The sequence below is a fragment of the Pseudarthrobacter sp. RHLT3-21 genome, from assembly GCF_059383495.1.
The window spans coordinates 242,611-257,645 of the sequence record NZ_JBWZCI010000003.1 but is presented as its reverse complement, the minus strand read 5'-3'; the positions used below and the strand labels follow the sequence as shown (position 1 = coordinate 257,645).

The following is a 15,035-nucleotide window of genomic DNA, read 5'->3' as shown; positions in this document are numbered from 1 at the left end:
GATGCTACGCAGTGCCTCCTCAGGAAGGAGGCGGCGCCGTCGTACGCCTGACGATGAGCTGGTGGGGCGCGACGGCGGACTGGACCGCCCCGACCGTGCCGTCCAGTTCATCGAGGAGCATCTTGGTGGCCAGCTCGGCCTGTTCGTCCGGCCGCTGTCCCACTGTGGTCAGGCCCATCGCGTCGGAGAAATCGTGGTCATCGATCCCCACCACCGAGAGGTCCTCGGGGACCCGTACGCCTACGCGGGTGGCTTCGAAGATGACGCCCATGGCCATTTCGTCGGACGCGCAGAAGATGGCGGTTGGCTTGGGGCCCGGCCGGGCCCAGAGGCGCCGGAAGGCCTCCTGTCCGCTGCGGACCGTGAAGTCTCCCCATTCGTCCCACTCGGGGCGGGTGGCCAGCCCCGCTCCTGCCATGACGTCCTTGAAAGCCAGGATCCGCACGCGGGGAACGTCGAAGTTAAGGTCCGTTTCGTCGTCGCCGTGCAAGAGGGCAATATCCCGGTGGCCGAGGTCGATCAGGTGCCGGACGGCGGTGGAAGCGGCCGCGTAGTCGTCGATGCCGACGTACGCGCACTCCTCCACATGGCCGCCCACCACGATCAGCGGGATATCAATCTTTTGCAGGTGGTCCAGTTCCTCGTGGCTGAGCGCCATACAAAGGACAAGCAAGGCGTCAATCTGCTTATAAACCATGGTCTTGCTGAAAAGGCGTTCACGGTTGCTGCCGTGACCGCCCAGGTTGAAGAGCGAAAGGTTGTAGTGGCGGGCGTGGAGTTCGCGGTCCGCGCCCTCAATGGCCTTGGAGAAGAACCAGCGGCTCACGAACGGGGCCAGGACGCCAATGGTCTTGGTGCGGCCGGTGGCCAGTCCTGACGCCGACGACGACGCCACATAACCCAAAGCACCCGCCACCTCGAGGATCTTCTCCCGGGTGGCGGGCGAAACCCTTGGAAGCCCGCGCACGGCCCGGGAAACGGTGGCAGTGGATACACCGGCGGCTGCTGCCACGTCCTCAATGCTGACGCCGCTGTGGCCACCCCGTTGAGACCTCTCAGCCATGCGTGCCACCGTTTCCCCTTATCGACTGTCCGCAGAAGCCTAATGGCTCGCTGCGGAATTGCCCCCTCGCGCGTACCGGGGCAACGTATATGACGGAGCAGCCGTCAGCCTCGGCGCGTCGCCGTCCTCCTGGGAAGGCGCCTGCGCAGCCTGATCATCCCGTACAGCGCCAGCAACATGGCGAGCAGGCCGACCGCCCAGCCCAAGGCGGGCTGGGCCGTCACCTCCATCCAGACGGTGACCACCAGGAGCACCACCGCCCAGAAGCCGAGGAATCCGATGATGATGTCGAAGTCCTCGCCCGAGCGGACACGGCGGTGTTCGCGCCGTACGTTGCCGAGATCGGACTTTTCGCTCACGGCTCCACCGTCACTTGACCGCACCGGCGGTGAGGCCCGCCACGATCTTGCGCTGGAAGACGAGTACCAGGATCACCAGCGGAATGGTGACGATGGTTCCTGCGGCCATGATGGCTGTGTAGGGAATCTGCATCGGCTGCGCGCCGGCGAAGTTCGCAATTGCCACTGTGACCGGCTGCGTCGTGTCATTGGAGAGCTGGCTAGCGATGAGGAATTCGTTCCAGGAGGAGATGAATGCCAAAATCGCCGTGGTAAAGATGGCCGGTGCCGCGAGCGGCATGATCACCTTCCGGAAAGCCTGCCCCTGCGTACATCCGTCCACGCGTGCTGACTCCTCGAGTTCCCACGGCATTTCGCGGAAGAAGGACGTCATGGTGTACACGGTCAGCGGTAGCACAAACGAGATGTTCGGAATGATCAGCGCCTGATAGGTCCCGATCCAGCTGATCGTGGTGAACAGCTGGAACAGCGGGGTGATGAGGGCGACGCCGGGGAACATTGATGCCCCCAGGATGAAGCCCAGCACCAGGAACTTGCCCCGGAAGTTCAGCCGTGCCAGCGCGTACGCCGCAAAGACGCCGATCACCAGCGAGATGATGGTGACCACAAGCCCGATGAACACACTGTTCAGCAGCGCCTGGCCGAAGCGGTTTCCGAATGAAGTATCGAATGCCGTGTTGAAGTTATCGAGCGTGACGTGCGAGGGCAGAAGCGAGGTGTCGTAGGTATAGGCGACTTCCCGGAAGGCCGTCACCACCATCCAGTAAGCGGGAGCGAGGCACCAGATCAGAATGACCGCGGCGCTGATGTAGGTACGCCCCTGCGCCCATTTCTCCCGGTTCTGGGCCGTCTTCCGGCCCTTGTCCTGCTGGGCGCGGAGGGCCGTCGTTGCGGTGGTCATTTCTTACCCTTACCCGTGCCGGTCTGCTGCTCCACGACGTTCGCCCCAAGGAACCGAACGAAGATGAAAGCGACAAGGAAGATGATGATGAAGGTGATGGTGGACAATGCGGCGGCCGCGTTGAACCCTTGCCTGATCTGGTTGATCACCAGGATGGACAGCGTAGTGGTGTTGTTGGCGCCGCCGGTCAGGATGTACGGAAGGTCGAACATGCGCAGGGCGTCCAGGGTGCGGAAGAGGATTGCAACCATGAGCGCCGGCTTCACCAGCGGAAGCGTGATCATCCGGAAGCGCTGCCATGCAGATGCACCGTCCACCTTTGCCGCCTCGTAGACCTCGGCCGGGATCATCTGCAGGCCCGCCAGGATCAGCAGGGCCATGAACGGTGTGGTCTTCCAAACATCGGCGATGATGACCGCCCACTTGGCTGGCCATTCGCTGCCAGTCCACAGAATCGTGGTGTTGAACATCTTGTTCGCGATGCCCTCAAAAGCAAAGATGAAGAACCACAGCTTGGCCGTCACTGCCGTGGGGATCGCCCACGGGACCAGCACTGCGGCACGGACCATACTGCGGCCTTTAAAGGTCCGGGCCATGATGATTGCCATCCAGAAGCCCAGCACGGTTTCCAGCGTTACGGTGACGATCGTGAAGAAAAACGTGGTGGCCGTGGCCGACCAGAACTGCGAGCCAAGGGTTCCGGGCGGGCATGAGAGTGTTCCGCCGCCGGGCGCCGCGCACTGCTGGGAAAGCCAGTTGACGTAGTTCTGGATGCCTGCCGGGCCGCCGGCGGTGAACAGTCCCGTGACGGGGTCAAGGCCGGCGTCCTTCTGGAAGGACATCACGATGGCACTGATGATCGGATAAATGATCACGATGCCGAGGGCGATGATGGTGGGGGCCAGGAGCCAGGAAGCCCACCGGCCCTGGCTTGCAATCCTGTTGTCCTCGCCTACACCCTTGGGCGCGTGGTGGACTGGGGTCCGGCCCGACGCCGGTGACTTGACCGGCGTCGGGCCTACTTCGGTTGCCATGGCTGAACTACGATCCTGCGCCAGCAGACTCGATGGACTTCTGCATGTCAGAAAGCGCCTGTTCCACGGGCTTCTCGCCCTTGATGGCCGCGTACGCGTTTTCCTGGATGGCCTTGGTGACGGCCGGGTAGAACGGCGTAACGGGGCGCGGCACAGCGTTGGAAAGTGACTCCTTCAGGACCGGCAGGTACGGAAGCTTGGCCACGAGTTCCTTGTCATCGTAGAGCCGGGTCAGGACCGGAGCGAGTGACCCCTGCGTGGCGTAGAACTTCTGGGTTTCCTCGGACATGATGAACTTCATGAAGTCCAGCGCCGTGGCCTTGTTCTTTGAGTAGACGCTCATTCCCACGTTGTGGCCGCCGAGGGAGGAAGCACCGGGGCCGGACTTGCCGGGAAGCGGAGCCAGGCCGAGCTTGTCCTTGACAAGGGAGGAAGCTTCGGTGGTTGCCAGTTTGTAGACGTATGGCCAGTTGCGGTGGAACAGCAGCTTGCCTTCCTGGAATGCCTGGCGGCCCAGCTCTTCCTTGTACGTGATGGCTTCCTTCGGGATGTTTCCATCCGCATAAGCCTTGGCAAGGGTTTCCAGGCCGGCCTTGGCACTCGCCGTGTTCAGGCTGGGCTTGCCGTCCTTGTCCAGGACGGACCCGCCGGCGGAGTTGATGGCCTCGGACGCGTTCACCGTCAGGCCTTCATACTGCGCGTACTGGCCGGCGAAGCAGCCGATGTTGTTGGCTTTGGCGATGGAGCACATGCTCATCATTTCGTCCCACGTCTTCGGCGGCGTGGGTACGAGGTCCTTACGGTAGTAGAGCATCCCGCCGTCGGAGCTTTGCGGAGCCGTGTATAGCGTGCCCTTGTACGTCGCGCCGTCGACGACAGGCTTCAGGACATCGTCCGTTTTCACTGCCATCTTGTCCTTGAGCGGCTGCAGCCAACCCTTGGCCGCGAACTCGGCGGTCCATACGAGGTCAACGCTCATGACGTCGTAGTTGACGTTCTTCGCCTGGAAGTTCTGGACGAGGTCATCGTGCTGCTGGTCCGCGCTCTCGGTCTGCTCTTTGAAGGTGACCTTTTCGTTGGGGTGGGCGGCGTTCCACTTTTCGATCAGGGGACGGACAACGTTGCTGTTGTCCTTGCCCTGTACATAGGTGATGGGCCCGCGGCCCTCGAGGTTGGCGTCGGCATCTGTGCCGCCGCCGCCGGTGGTTCCGCCGCCTCCGCCGCCGCCGCAAGCCGAGAGCGTCAGGGCCAGGATGCCGGCAGTTGCTGCCGGGAGTAAGAATTTACGGGATTTCATTGCTTGAGGCTCCTCGCTGAGTGACAAGAAAAAACTGAAGTGCGCTTGATGTGGTGACCATCACACTAGTAACGTTGCGGTGAGAAATGCAAGCGTTTACATCAAACCGTTACCTGATAGGGAACCAAATGCTCCGTCCGTACGTTCCTACCCCCGGATCCGCCCTTACCTCATGGTGGGCCAGTGCCGTGGTATACCAGATCTACCCGCGCTCCTTCGCGGACGCCGACGGCGACGGCATGGGCGATCTCCGCGGAGTGACGGCGCGTTTGCCTTATCTGCGGCGTTTGGGCGTGGACGCCGTGTGGCTTTCACCGTTCTATAAGTCACCCCAAGCTGACGCGGGTTACGACGTAGCCGACTACCGGGAAGTTGACCCGCTTTTCGGCACCTTGACCGACTTCGATGCCATGTTGCAGAAAGCTCACAGCCTGGGGCTGAAAGTCATTGTGGACCTTGTTCCAAACCACACCTCGGACGAGCACGTCTGGTTTCGGAAAGCCCTGGCTTCCCCGCCGGGATCCGCACAGCGGGACCGCTACATTTTCCGTCCGGGCAAGGACGAGGTCCCCGCTTCCGGCGATGGCAACCTGGCACCCAACAACTGGAAATCGATCTTCGGCGGCCCGGCGTGGAGCCGGGTCACCGAGGCCGACGGCGGCCTCGGTGAATGGTTTCTGCATCTTTTCGATACCAAACAGCCGGACCTCAACTGGGACAACGCGGAGGTCCGGGAGGAGATGCGGTCTGTGATGCGCTTCTGGCTGGACCGTGGAGTGGACGGCTTCCGGGTGGACGTTGCACACGGAATGGTCAAGGAAGAGGGCCTTCCCGATTGGGATGGGGTGGCAGCAATGGTGGAGGGCACTTCCGAAGCGGCTCCCGGGTCCCAGCGCACGCTGCCAGGCGAAGCTCCGGGAGCGCATTCGGACGCGCAGGAACCACACCGTTCGGTGTCACCGCTGTATCCACCCTCGCCGTTCTTTGACCAGGACGGCGTCCATGACATCTACCGCGACTGGAACCGTCTCCTCGCCGCCTACGGTGGAGACCGCATGCTGGTTGCGGAGGCCTGGGTGGAACCGGCGGAGCGGCTGGCCCGGTACATACGCAAGGACGAAATGCAGCAGGCCTTCAACTTCGATTTCCTCCTGGCCGGCTGGGATGCTGCGCGCATGGCCCAGGCCATCGAGGCGTCCTTGAACGCTGCAGCTTCGGTGGGAGCGCCGTCGACCTGGGTCCTGAGCAACCACGACACCGTCCGGCACACCACCCGGTTCGGGCTGAAGGATCCCACCACCTTCCCTAAGGGCATCGCCGCGAAAGACGAACAGCCTGACGCAACCCTGGGGCTGACGCGCGCCCGCGCAGCCACCTTAGTCTCTTTGGCGCTGCCAGGGTCCGCCTACATCTACCAGGGCGAGGAACTGGGGCTACCGGAGCACACCACGCTGCCGGATGAGGCCCGCCAGGACCCCACCTTCTTCCGGACCAACGGTGCGGAAATCGGCCGCGACGGCTGCCGGGTGCCTCTCCCCTGGAAAGCGGATGAGCCCGGTTACGGCTTCGCCGAGGCGTTCGCCACTGCCCCCCCGCTGTCCGACGGCGATGCGTCCGACGGCGGCGCCGGTCACCGCGGGTCTGCGGGCAGTACGCCTGCCGCCCCGTGGCTCCCCCAGCCCGATTCCTTTGGCGAGCTGGCGGCAGACCGGCAGGACGGCGTCCCAGGTTCCGCTCTGGAGCTGTACCGTTCAGCGCTGGAGATGCGCGCAACCCACGGCCTGGGGTCCGGAACCTTCCAATGGGCTGACATCCATCAGCCCGCGCAAGGCATACTGGCGTTCCATAACGGTAACGTCCTGGTTCTGGCCAACCTCGGCACACGCCCTGTCCGGATTCCTCAAGGGTTCTTGGTTGCGCTGTCCAGCGACCCCCAATCTCCGGCGTCGCGGGCCGAGGTGGCGCCGGACTGCACGGCCTATCTGCTCGCCGGCTAATACGGGGCGGACTCGGGGCGAAACTTAAAGGCCGCTACCTGATGGTCGGCACAAAAAAAGGACACCGCACTCCTTTGGGGAGCGCGGCGTCCTTTCAGGTGTGTCTCTTTCAGAAAGGCTGAGACGCCAGCTTATCTGGCGCTCTTGAACAGCCCGGCGATCTTGGCGCCCAGGCCCTTCACGTTTTCGGCGACGCCACCGGCCAACTCCTTGGCGTTTTCGGTAACGTCACCAGCCAGTTCTTTGGCGTTCCCGGCCACGTCTCCGCTGAAGAACTCCTTGACGTTCCCCGTGGCCTCGCCTGCGAACTCCTTGGCTTTCCCGGCTGCGCCTTCGATTCCGTCTTTGGCCGCTCCGCTGCCATTTACTTCTTCGCTCATGCTGTTCTCCTTGGTTTCCCGGCAATTCCATCCGGACGGTGGGTGCCCCGGTGACAGACGATGTCCGTCTGCATCGGGAAGATCAGTTGTTCCCCGCATCACACTAATCCCATTGGTCCCACTGTGTGCAACACCTTGGGCGGCCTCGAGTCACGATGGCTCATTGACATGACAGCAGCGGCTGGCGCGAGGTAGTGCGGTCGAAGGAAAATGAACACTAACGGACGCGTTCGGCCCGGCTGAACCGTGTCCTGGCCCCGGCGCCGATGTGGATCAGGACGGGTGTCTGTTTTCCCACCACCTGGTCCAAGGCATCCACGAGGGCAGAGACCTCGGCCGCCAGAAGGTGCGGCGCCACGCCCTGGCGCGGCTGGAGCCGGATTTTCAAGGCCGGGCTGCCCTGGACATCGTAGGTTGCCACCGTGGCACCCGCCAGATCGGGCCGTTCAGCCAAGGCGTGCTTCAATGCCTGTTCGGCCACTCCCCCGCTGATCCGCACGTCTCCGGCCACAGTCCCGGGATCGTACTCGGCCACAAGCAGGTTGCTCCGGCCTTTGCCCTGCTGCGCGATCCAGGCAACCATCAGCCCGATCAGAATCACCAGGGCAAGGGCCATCACAATCCAGAGCCAGCTTTCCGGCCGTCCCGGAATGCGGGTGTTGTCGAAGGCCTGGTTAAGGCTGTTCCAGGCGGATCCGGACCAGGCATGCCACCAGGTTCCCACGGCTGGAACGGTGGCCAGCAGGACGAGCAGGATGCCCACGGCGAGCAGCTTGAGTCCGAGGATGCCCAGCAGGATCCTGTTGAGGAGTGAGGGTGTGGCCGTCATGCTCCGATCACTCCTATGGTGGAAATGTTGACGCGGACGTCAGGCACCGGGACCAGTGACATCCCGCTGAGTTCGTCCTGGACCGCGGCCAGCACCGCCGTTTCGGCCACTGGAACCCCTGAGGTGGGGCGCACGTTCACGATGACCTGCCGCCGGGACACCACCACCATGACCTGTTCCGGGGTGACATTGGCGGCGAGCCGTGCGCTGCGCGCCAGGGCGGAGGCGATGACCTCGTCGTCGACCACCACGGCGGACGAACCACCGGTGCCGTTCAGCACGTGCCGGGCGCGTCGTCCCGGCAGGACGGCGTTGAGCAGGAAAAACAGTCCGACCATGGCTACTACGGCGCCGCTGGCACCGAGCAGCAACGGCGGGATGCCCGCCGGAAGTGCAACGATGCGCTCCGCCGCCAGTTGTGGTTCGATCAGCCAGGCCGGCTGTCCGATGGCGTGCACGGCCGATTCGAGAAGACCGTAGCCGGCCAGCCCCATCACCAGGACGGCTGCCAGCGTTGCCACTGCTGCCCGCGGGGAATGGGTTTCCCGGTAGACGACCCTGCGCATGTCGGGTTGCCGGTCAGGCCGGGCGCGGCTTGCTTGCCTCGAATCCGCCCAGTCCTGGTCAACTGATCCACCGCTCACTGGACCCTGCCTCCCTCGATCGGCTTCACGCCACTGATGCGGATGTCCACCCTGCTGAGACGGGCACCGCTGAGGGCTGTAACCGTCGAAAGGATCCTGGATTTAGCAGCGACCGTCCGGTCCCAAATGGAACCGCCGAACGCGGTGACCCGGCCGGCGTCCCTGAGCACGGTAGCCAGCGGCGGGATCCTGATCGGTGACACCAGCGACAGAGCCAGCAGGCCGTCGTCGTCCGCCCAGTCCGCCCGGACATCGTGGGGATCCACACCGAGGGCTTCCGCGGCCGCCGTCCTGGCAAGGCTGGTCAGGGCCTGCGTGCTGATGCGGTTGTGTCCGCTCAGGACCTGCCCCGCGAAGGGTGCAGCTGACGTCATGACGAGGAGCGCCGGCCGGTGATGGCATCCAGGACGCCGCGCAGGTCCAGTTTCCCTTCCGCAGCGCGGCCCAGGAGGGCGCCTATGGCCATAAAGAGGAGCGAGACCAGGAAGCCCCACAGCCCGAACTGGAAGGACATAAACGCCACGAATGCTCCCATGCCGATGCCCACAACGGTCAGGTTCACAGCAGTGCCTCCCTCTCGGCGACGCCAAGGGCTCCGGCCTTCGCCGGCGGCGCCACATAGACATCGGTTATTTCGACGTTCACTTCAATGACCTGCAGGCCGACCAGTTCCTCGACCGCGCGGTAAACGGCTGATCTGACCTGATCTGCCAGGGATTGCAGCGGCGTGCCGTAGGAGGCCACCAGGCTGATGTCCACCGCCACCTGCGTCTCGCCGACTTCGGCCCGGACCCCGGCAGCATGGTCCGAACTGCCGACGGCGTCCCGGAAGGCTCCCAGCGCACGGGACGGGGCCGAGCCCAATGAGTAGACGCCGGGCACGGCACGGGCTGCGATGCCGGCAACTTTTGCCACGGCGGTCTCAGCGATCACGGTGCGGCCATGCCCGGGTACGGGCGCCTGGCTGGCGGCGTGGTGGCTGGTAGCAAGCCGGTGCTCGACGCCCGCATCGGGTTGTGGATTCTGGTATTCCATCAGACACGTCCCCTTCTGTTGTTCCCAACCCTATCCCCTGCGTGTTGGAACGCGGGGGATACCCGCGGCAAGTCAGGACAGCTTCCGGCCGGTCAGCGAAAATCCGGCTTTACCGCCTTCGCTGAACACCGAAGCATCCGTGTTGGGCCAGTCCGGCAGGAAGAGATCTGTGATGACCGTGCCGCTTTCGGGGGCGAATACTTCCACTGATGAGGTGTCCAGCAGGATCCGCAGCTTCGGTTTTCCGTCCACCAGTGGCACCCCCACCTGGTGGTAGGGGCTGAACTTGTCCGAAAAGTTTGAGGTCCCTGCCGGGGACCGGTCAACCGTCAGCGTGCCGGACTGCGCCTGATAACTGATCTTGAGCCCGCGCAGTTCGATTCCTGCCTCCGCACCACCGTCCGGCGTCAGTTCCACGTCCAGGAGTTGGGACCTCGAGGAGAAGTCCTCCCCCAGCGGCTTGCTGCCATCGGCAACGGTGAGTTGCCGCTCGGCGGAAGCTCCGCTGGACAAAACTCCAGCAGGGACGGCGGCGATGGACGAGCGCAAGGCGGGCTTGCCGCCGTCGTCGTTGCTGCTGCCGCTGCCCCTGGAAAGCGTCAGCTCGCGGGGAATTGCCATGGCGCCGCGCCAGGGGGTGGTGGGCATCTTCTGGGCGTAGTCCCAGTTCCCCATCCAGCCGAAGAGGACGGGCTTGCCGCCGGGGGCGCCGGAAATGGTGGTGGCCGCGTAGAAATCCGCGCCGTAGTCCACCCATTGGTGGTCCTCCAGCGGAGCGTCCGGACTGGCGGCACCCTCGGCGCGGAACGTCACGCCGTCGAAGTCTCCCGAGAAGTACTGCATACCTGAACCGCCGGCTATGCCGCCCGGGTTGATGCTGAGGAGCATGACCCAGCGCCGCTCGTTCGTCCCTTACACGGGAACCTCCAGGAGTTCGGGCATTTCCCACAGTCCGCCCTGTGCGCCTACCCCGGAAAAGTCGCTGAGGAAGTCCCAGTGCAGCAGGTCCTTGGACTTATAGATCTTCACCACGTGGTCGTCGGCCACGACCGTGGTCATGACCCAATAGTGTCCCGGCTCGTACCAGGTGACTTTGGGGTCGCGGAAGTTCTGCGAAGAGGGCTGCAGATCCACGACGGGATTACCCTGGTACCGGTGTCCACCACGATGGAGCCGGAGAAGATTCCCTCAGTCTCCGTGGCCTCCATGGCCCCCGGCTCTTCCACCCAGTGCACCAGATCCGTGCTGGTGGAATGGCCCCAGGACATGTTGCCCCAGTCGTTGCCCTTCGGGTTGTACTGGTAGAACGCGTGGTAGGTGCCGTCTTCGTACACCAGGCCGTTGGGATCATTCATCCAGTTCTTTGACGGCGTCAGGTGCGCGGCCGGTCGCCAGGGCTCGCTGGCCGACGGCGATCCGGCACTTTGGCCGGACCCCTCACCGGGGCGGTTCCCGGCGTCGGGATTCCCGTCGTGATTCTGCGAATCAGGGGTGCAGCCAGCGGCGGTCACCGCCAGGAGCAGGGCGACGACGGCGGACAGCGCCGGTCGGCCGGACCTGCGTCTGTCCGAGCTGCTGTGGTGCGGCCGGGAAGCGGTGAAGAAAACATGGGAGTGGGCCCGGGGCCGTTTTGGCGTCGCAAAGGGCCGCCACGGAGCAATCGATGATGTGGTTAAAGAAGAAAAGCACCAGCTCCGAAGAACTGATGCTTCCCAGTGGTGGCTCCGACCGGCGTCGATCCGGTGACCTTTCGATTTTCAGTCGAACGCTCTACCAACTGAGCTACAGAGCCTAGGTGACAAGTCACCTTGACCACCGGAATTTCTTCCGGCAATCAGAGCGACCCTGACGGGACTTGAACCCGCGACCTCCGCCGTGACAGGGCGGCGCGCTAACCAACTGCGCTACAGGGCCTTGATTTTTATGCTTCGCGGCATGGCTACCGCTTTTTTCAAGGCTTCCAGCCTACCAGACGTTTTCAGCCTGCCAGACCAGTTCCTTGCGTACCCCCAACGGGATTCGAACCCGTGCCGCCGCCGTGAAAGGGCGGTGTCCTAGGCCGCTAGACGATGGGGGCCAGAACCCGTTCGGCACAAAATAAAAGGCTTCGAGCCGTGGCTCTCAGTCTTGTCGTTTGCAGTTGCTCCGAACTGGACTCTAAAACTATAGGGCCTCGGTGGGAATAACTCAAAATCGGCTCGCAGACACCTGACTGATGCGGCCGGAACAGGCGAAGATGGACAGATGGATGCCGTCGCCGCACTCAATGAAATTGCTTTCTGGTTGGAACGGGAACGCGCTGCCACGTTCAAGGTCCAGGCCTTCCGGAAGGCGGCCGGGATTATCGCCGGGCTTGACCCTTCCGAGGTGGCAGCCCGGGCCCGGGACGGCAGGCTCAAGAGCATGAAGGGCATCGGCGACAGAACCTACCAGGTGGTCCGGCAGGCCGTGGACGGCGAGGTGCCCGAGTACCTTGAGGATCTTCGCCAGCGCAGCGGGGCGCCTCTGGCGGACGGTGGGGCCGAGCTCCACGCGGCACTCCGGGGCGACCTCCACAGCCATAGCGACTGGTCCGACGGCGGCTCCCCCATCCAGCTCATGGCAGACGCCGCCCGCCTGCTGGGCCGCGAGTACCTGGCACTGACAGACCACTCCCCCAACCTGACCATCGCCAACGGACTCAGCGCCGAGCGCCTAACCGAACAGCTTGACGTTGTGGCCGCCATCAACGACGCCTCCGCAGTTGACGGCGAAGAGGACGGATTCCGGCTCCTGACCGGCATCGAGGTGGACATCCTGGAATCCGGCGAACTGGACCAGTCGCCGGAGATGCTGGACCGGCTGGATATTGTGGTGGCCAGCGTCCATTCCAAGCTTCGGGCGGACCGCGCCACCATGACCCAGCGGATGCTCCAGGGCATCCAGAACCCCCGGACCAATGTGCTGGGCCACTGCACCGGCCGCCTGCTGGAGGGATCCCGTGGCACGCGCCCGCAATCGGACTTCGACGCCATGAAGGTGTTTGCCGCCTGCGCCGAAAACAATGTGGCGGTGGAGATCAACTCGCGCCCCGAGCGGCAGGACCCGCCGGACGACCTGATCCAGCTGGCCCTCGACGCCGGCTGCCTGTTCTCGATCGACAGCGACGCCCATGCTCCGGGCCAGCTCGACTTCCTCCAGTACGGTGCGGCCCGCGCCTCGCACAACCGTGTTCCCGCGGAGCGCATCGTGACCACCTGGCCACTGGAGCGGCTGTTGGAATGGTCGGCCCGGGATTGGCAGAAACTCGACTAGACGTGACCGATTCCCGCCGGCTGCCGGCGTTGCCGCGGGGATAGATTGGCAGCATGGTTTCAAACACCCCCGCCAGGGCAGCAACATCGGCTTCCCGCGCAGCAACATCTACGGCGCTTCGCCCACCGCCTGGCCGTTCCAACGCCCTAGGCGTCGCTGCCGTGGTGGTCACCGTGGTGCTCTGGGCCTCGGCATTCGTGGGGATCCGGGCCATCGGCCCCACCTTCTCCCCCGGCTCCCTGACCCTGGGCAGGCTGGCGGTTGCCGCCGTCGTGCTCGGCGCACTGGTGCTCCCGCAACTGGCCAAAAGCAAGCTGTTGCCGCGGGGCCGCGAATGGTGGCCCATCCTGGGGTACGGCGTGATGTGGTTCGGCGGCTACAACGTGGCCCTGAACGCGGCAGAACACCTGCTGGACGCCGGGACCGCCGCCTTGCTGATCAACGTCAACCCCATCCTGGTTGCCATCATGGCCGGATTCTTCCTCAAGGAGGGCTTCCCGCGCTGGCTGATTATCGGGAGCCTGGTGGCGTTCAGCGGAGTTGCACTGATCGCGCTCGGATCGGGCTCAGGTTCCGGGGAACGTTCGACGGCGGATATGGCGGGCGTGCTGCTCTGCCTCCTCGCCGCTGTGCTCGCCGCCGTCAGCGTCATCATCCAGAAGCCGGTGTTGCGGAAGTTCCCGGCGGGCCAGGCCACCTGGTTCGGCATCATGGTGGGGGCTGTCTGCTGCCTTCCCTTCAGTGGCCAGCTGGTGTCCGAGCTGCAGTCGGCACCGCTGCCGGCGACCCTGGGCCTGGTGTATCTGGGCATCTTCCCCACCGCCATCGCCTTCACCACCTGGGCGTACGCACTGTCCCTGATTGACGCCGGAAAACTGGCGGCCACCACATACCTGGTGCCGGGCACCACCATCCTGATCTCCTGGCTGCTCCTCAGCGAAGTCCCCGCCGTGCTGGGCCTCGTGGGTGGGCTGGTCTGCCTGGTGGGTGTTGGCCTGACGCGCCGCAGGTCCCGGTAAGGGGCTTCATTCAGTCGAGCTGGTGGTGAAGGCCGCGCTGGGCTGAGCTCAGCGAACCGTCGGCCGCGGCACTGCCGTCCCCGCGATGATCGGCGTGGCCAGGGCAACCGCCGGGGCCTCCAACCTGCTGACTTCCGTGAATTCGAACCCGGCTTCGCGGATGGATGCCACCGTGTTCCGGTTGAGGTGGCACCCGGGCGCCACGCAACGGCCCCAAAAACCGTCCAGCCTGTCCTGCCAGCGGGCGGCCCGGCCCTGTCCGCGGACATGTTCCAGCACCGCGAGGGTCCCGCCAGGTTTGAGCACCCTGCGGGCCTCCAACAGGGCAAGCCGCTGATCCGGCACCGAGCACAGAACCAGGGTGAACACGACGGCGTCCGCTGCGCCGTCCGGCAGCGGCAGGTGCTCCGCGTCGGCGTCGGAAATCTCCACCGGAACCGATGACTCCCCGAGTCGGGAGCCCAATCTGGCCCGCATGTAGCGGTCCGGCTCCACGAGGATCACCCGCTCAGCGTGGCGGAAGTGCCGCACGTTGGCCCCGGTGCCTGCGCCGACGTCCACTACTGTTCCTGTCAGCCCGGAAAGCAGCCGCGCACGGCGAGGAGCGAGCTCCCGGCGCTCCACAGAGGCCGACAACGTGTCGTAGGTGGCAGCAAAAAGAAAATGGCGGACGGACATCCGGCTCCTCACTGGGCGGTCAGGGACGGGTTCCAGTATGCGCGCCAACCCGGCTGCGGACTAGAGTCTGCTTATGCCCGCCAACCTGCCGCCCGGTCTGCCCATCATCCCGGACGGCCTGCAAGAGCCGCGTCCGTTTGAGATGTCCGCTGACGATTTCGAGGCCGCCGTCACGGATGCCCTGGGCCTGATCCCCGCCAAGCTTGCGGCGGCCATGGACAACGTGGCGGTGTTTGTCGAGGACGACTACGTGCCCGGCCCGGGCGAGGATCCGGACACCGTTCTGCTGGGCCTTTACGAGGGTGTTCCCTTGACGGAGCGGGATTCATGGTGGGATGCCGGTTCGCTGCCGGACCGGATCACCATTTTCCGCCAGCCCATCCTGGACATCTGCGGGTCCCGCGACGAGGCGATCCAGGAAGTGGCTGTGACGGTGGTCCACGAGATCGCCCACCACTTCGGCATCGACGACCGGCGGCTGCACGAGCTCGGCTGGGACTAGCCT

General features: G+C 64.5%; 17 protein-coding genes, 3 tRNA genes and 1 pseudogene. 4 read left to right on the top strand and 17 right to left on the bottom strand.

Going from position 1 to position 15,035, the window contains the following annotated elements:
• Positions 1 to 19: 19 nt before the first annotated feature.
• From AC50YA_RS05425 to AC50YA_RS05405, 5 genes are all read right to left on the bottom strand, one after another.
• Positions 20 to 1,072, bottom strand: a complete 1,053-nt coding sequence (locus AC50YA_RS05425) for a LacI family DNA-binding transcriptional regulator (protein WP_494981317.1) — start codon at positions 1,070 to 1,072, stop codon at positions 20 to 22.
• A 95-nt stretch (positions 1,073 to 1,167) separates the two neighbouring features.
• On the bottom strand, positions 1,168 to 1,422 hold the full coding sequence (locus AC50YA_RS05420; protein WP_494981316.1) for a hypothetical protein: 255 nt from the start codon (positions 1,420 to 1,422) through the stop codon (positions 1,168 to 1,170).
• Between the two features lie 10 nt (positions 1,423 to 1,432).
• A complete protein-coding gene (locus AC50YA_RS05415; protein WP_494981315.1) occupies positions 1,433 to 2,323 on the bottom strand; it encodes a carbohydrate ABC transporter permease in 891 nt (296 codons plus the stop codon).
• Complete coding sequence (locus AC50YA_RS05410) at positions 2,320 to 3,357, bottom strand: carbohydrate ABC transporter permease (protein ID WP_494981314.1); 1,038 nt, start codon at positions 3,355 to 3,357, stop codon at positions 2,320 to 2,322. The genes AC50YA_RS05415 and AC50YA_RS05410 overlap by 4 nt, the downstream gene beginning before the upstream one ends.
• A gap of 7 nt (positions 3,358 to 3,364) precedes the next feature.
• Positions 3,365 to 4,654: an ABC transporter substrate-binding protein gene (locus AC50YA_RS05405; RefSeq protein ID WP_494981313.1), complete on the bottom strand. Its 1,290-nt coding sequence runs from the start codon at positions 4,652 to 4,654 to the stop codon at positions 3,365 to 3,367.
• A 128-nt stretch (positions 4,655 to 4,782) separates the two neighbouring features.
• Here AC50YA_RS05405 and AC50YA_RS05400 point away from each other — a divergent pair, with 128 nt between their 5' ends.
• Positions 4,783 to 6,651, top strand: coding sequence for a glycoside hydrolase family 13 protein (locus AC50YA_RS05400; protein ID WP_494981312.1), 1,869 nt, complete (start codon positions 4,783 to 4,785; stop codon positions 6,649 to 6,651).
• A gap of 131 nt (positions 6,652 to 6,782) precedes the next feature.
• On the opposite strand, the gene AC50YA_RS05395 is transcribed toward AC50YA_RS05400, so the two are convergent.
• The 11 genes and pseudogenes from AC50YA_RS05395 to AC50YA_RS05345 form a co-directional block, all read right to left on the bottom strand.
• Positions 6,783 to 7,031, bottom strand: coding sequence for a hypothetical protein (locus AC50YA_RS05395; RefSeq protein ID WP_494981311.1), 249 nt, complete (start codon positions 7,029 to 7,031; stop codon positions 6,783 to 6,785).
• Between the two features lie 217 nt (positions 7,032 to 7,248).
• Complete coding sequence (locus tag AC50YA_RS05390; RefSeq protein ID WP_494981310.1) at positions 7,249 to 7,860, bottom strand: hypothetical protein; 612 nt, start codon at positions 7,858 to 7,860, stop codon at positions 7,249 to 7,251.
• A complete protein-coding gene (locus AC50YA_RS05385) occupies positions 7,857 to 8,426 on the bottom strand; it encodes a hypothetical protein (protein WP_494981371.1) in 570 nt (189 codons plus the stop codon). Before AC50YA_RS05385 ends, AC50YA_RS05390 begins: the two co-directional genes overlap by 4 nt.
• A gap of 74 nt (positions 8,427 to 8,500) precedes the next feature.
• Positions 8,501 to 8,878 (bottom strand): hypothetical protein, encoded by a 378-nt coding sequence (locus AC50YA_RS05380; RefSeq protein ID WP_494981309.1) that lies wholly within the window; start codon positions 8,876 to 8,878, stop codon positions 8,501 to 8,503.
• Complete coding sequence (locus tag AC50YA_RS05375) at positions 8,875 to 9,066, bottom strand: hypothetical protein (protein ID WP_494981308.1); 192 nt, start codon at positions 9,064 to 9,066, stop codon at positions 8,875 to 8,877. The genes AC50YA_RS05380 and AC50YA_RS05375 overlap by 4 nt, the downstream gene beginning before the upstream one ends.
• Positions 9,063 to 9,539: an Asp23/Gls24 family envelope stress response protein gene (locus AC50YA_RS05370; protein ID WP_494981307.1), complete on the bottom strand. Its 477-nt coding sequence runs from the start codon at positions 9,537 to 9,539 to the stop codon at positions 9,063 to 9,065. Before AC50YA_RS05370 ends, AC50YA_RS05375 begins: the two co-directional genes overlap by 4 nt.
• Before the next feature lie 72 nt (positions 9,540 to 9,611).
• Positions 9,612 to 10,160 (bottom strand): GH32 C-terminal domain-containing protein, encoded by a 549-nt coding sequence (locus AC50YA_RS05365; protein ID WP_494981370.1) that lies wholly within the window; start codon positions 10,158 to 10,160, stop codon positions 9,612 to 9,614.
• Between the two features lie 27 nt (positions 10,161 to 10,187).
• Positions 10,188 to 10,894: pseudogene (locus AC50YA_RS05360) on the bottom strand (glycoside hydrolase family 32 protein); the annotation flags it as partial.
• A gap of 361 nt (positions 10,895 to 11,255) precedes the next feature.
• A tRNA-Phe gene (locus AC50YA_RS05355) sits at positions 11,256 to 11,331 on the bottom strand.
• A gap of 48 nt (positions 11,332 to 11,379) precedes the next feature.
• Positions 11,380 to 11,453 (bottom strand) — tRNA-Asp (locus AC50YA_RS05350).
• Between the two features lie 90 nt (positions 11,454 to 11,543).
• Positions 11,544 to 11,616: transfer RNA gene (locus tag AC50YA_RS05345), tRNA-Glu, on the bottom strand.
• Positions 11,617 to 11,783: 167 nt separating this feature from the next.
• Between AC50YA_RS05345 and AC50YA_RS05340 the strand changes: the two genes are divergently transcribed.
• Together AC50YA_RS05340 and AC50YA_RS05335 are read left to right on the top strand one after the other, a co-directional pair.
• Positions 11,784 to 12,833, top strand: a complete 1,050-nt coding sequence (locus tag AC50YA_RS05340) for a PHP domain-containing protein (protein WP_494981306.1) — start codon at positions 11,784 to 11,786, stop codon at positions 12,831 to 12,833.
• Between the two features lie 53 nt (positions 12,834 to 12,886).
• Positions 12,887 to 13,852, top strand: a complete 966-nt coding sequence (locus AC50YA_RS05335; RefSeq protein WP_494981305.1) for a DMT family transporter — start codon at positions 12,887 to 12,889, stop codon at positions 13,850 to 13,852.
• 48 nt (positions 13,853 to 13,900) lie between these two features.
• Here AC50YA_RS05335 and AC50YA_RS05330 read toward each other — a convergent pair whose 3' ends face one another.
• The gene (locus tag AC50YA_RS05330) at positions 13,901 to 14,530 is read right to left on the bottom strand and encodes a class I SAM-dependent methyltransferase (protein ID WP_494981304.1); all 630 of its coding nucleotides are present in this window, start codon (positions 14,528 to 14,530) and stop codon (positions 13,901 to 13,903) included.
• A gap of 73 nt (positions 14,531 to 14,603) precedes the next feature.
• Between AC50YA_RS05330 and AC50YA_RS05325 the strand changes: the two genes are divergently transcribed.
• Positions 14,604 to 15,032: a metallopeptidase family protein gene (locus AC50YA_RS05325; RefSeq protein ID WP_494981303.1), complete on the top strand. Its 429-nt coding sequence runs from the start codon at positions 14,604 to 14,606 to the stop codon at positions 15,030 to 15,032.
• Positions 15,033 to 15,035 lie beyond the last annotated feature (3 nt).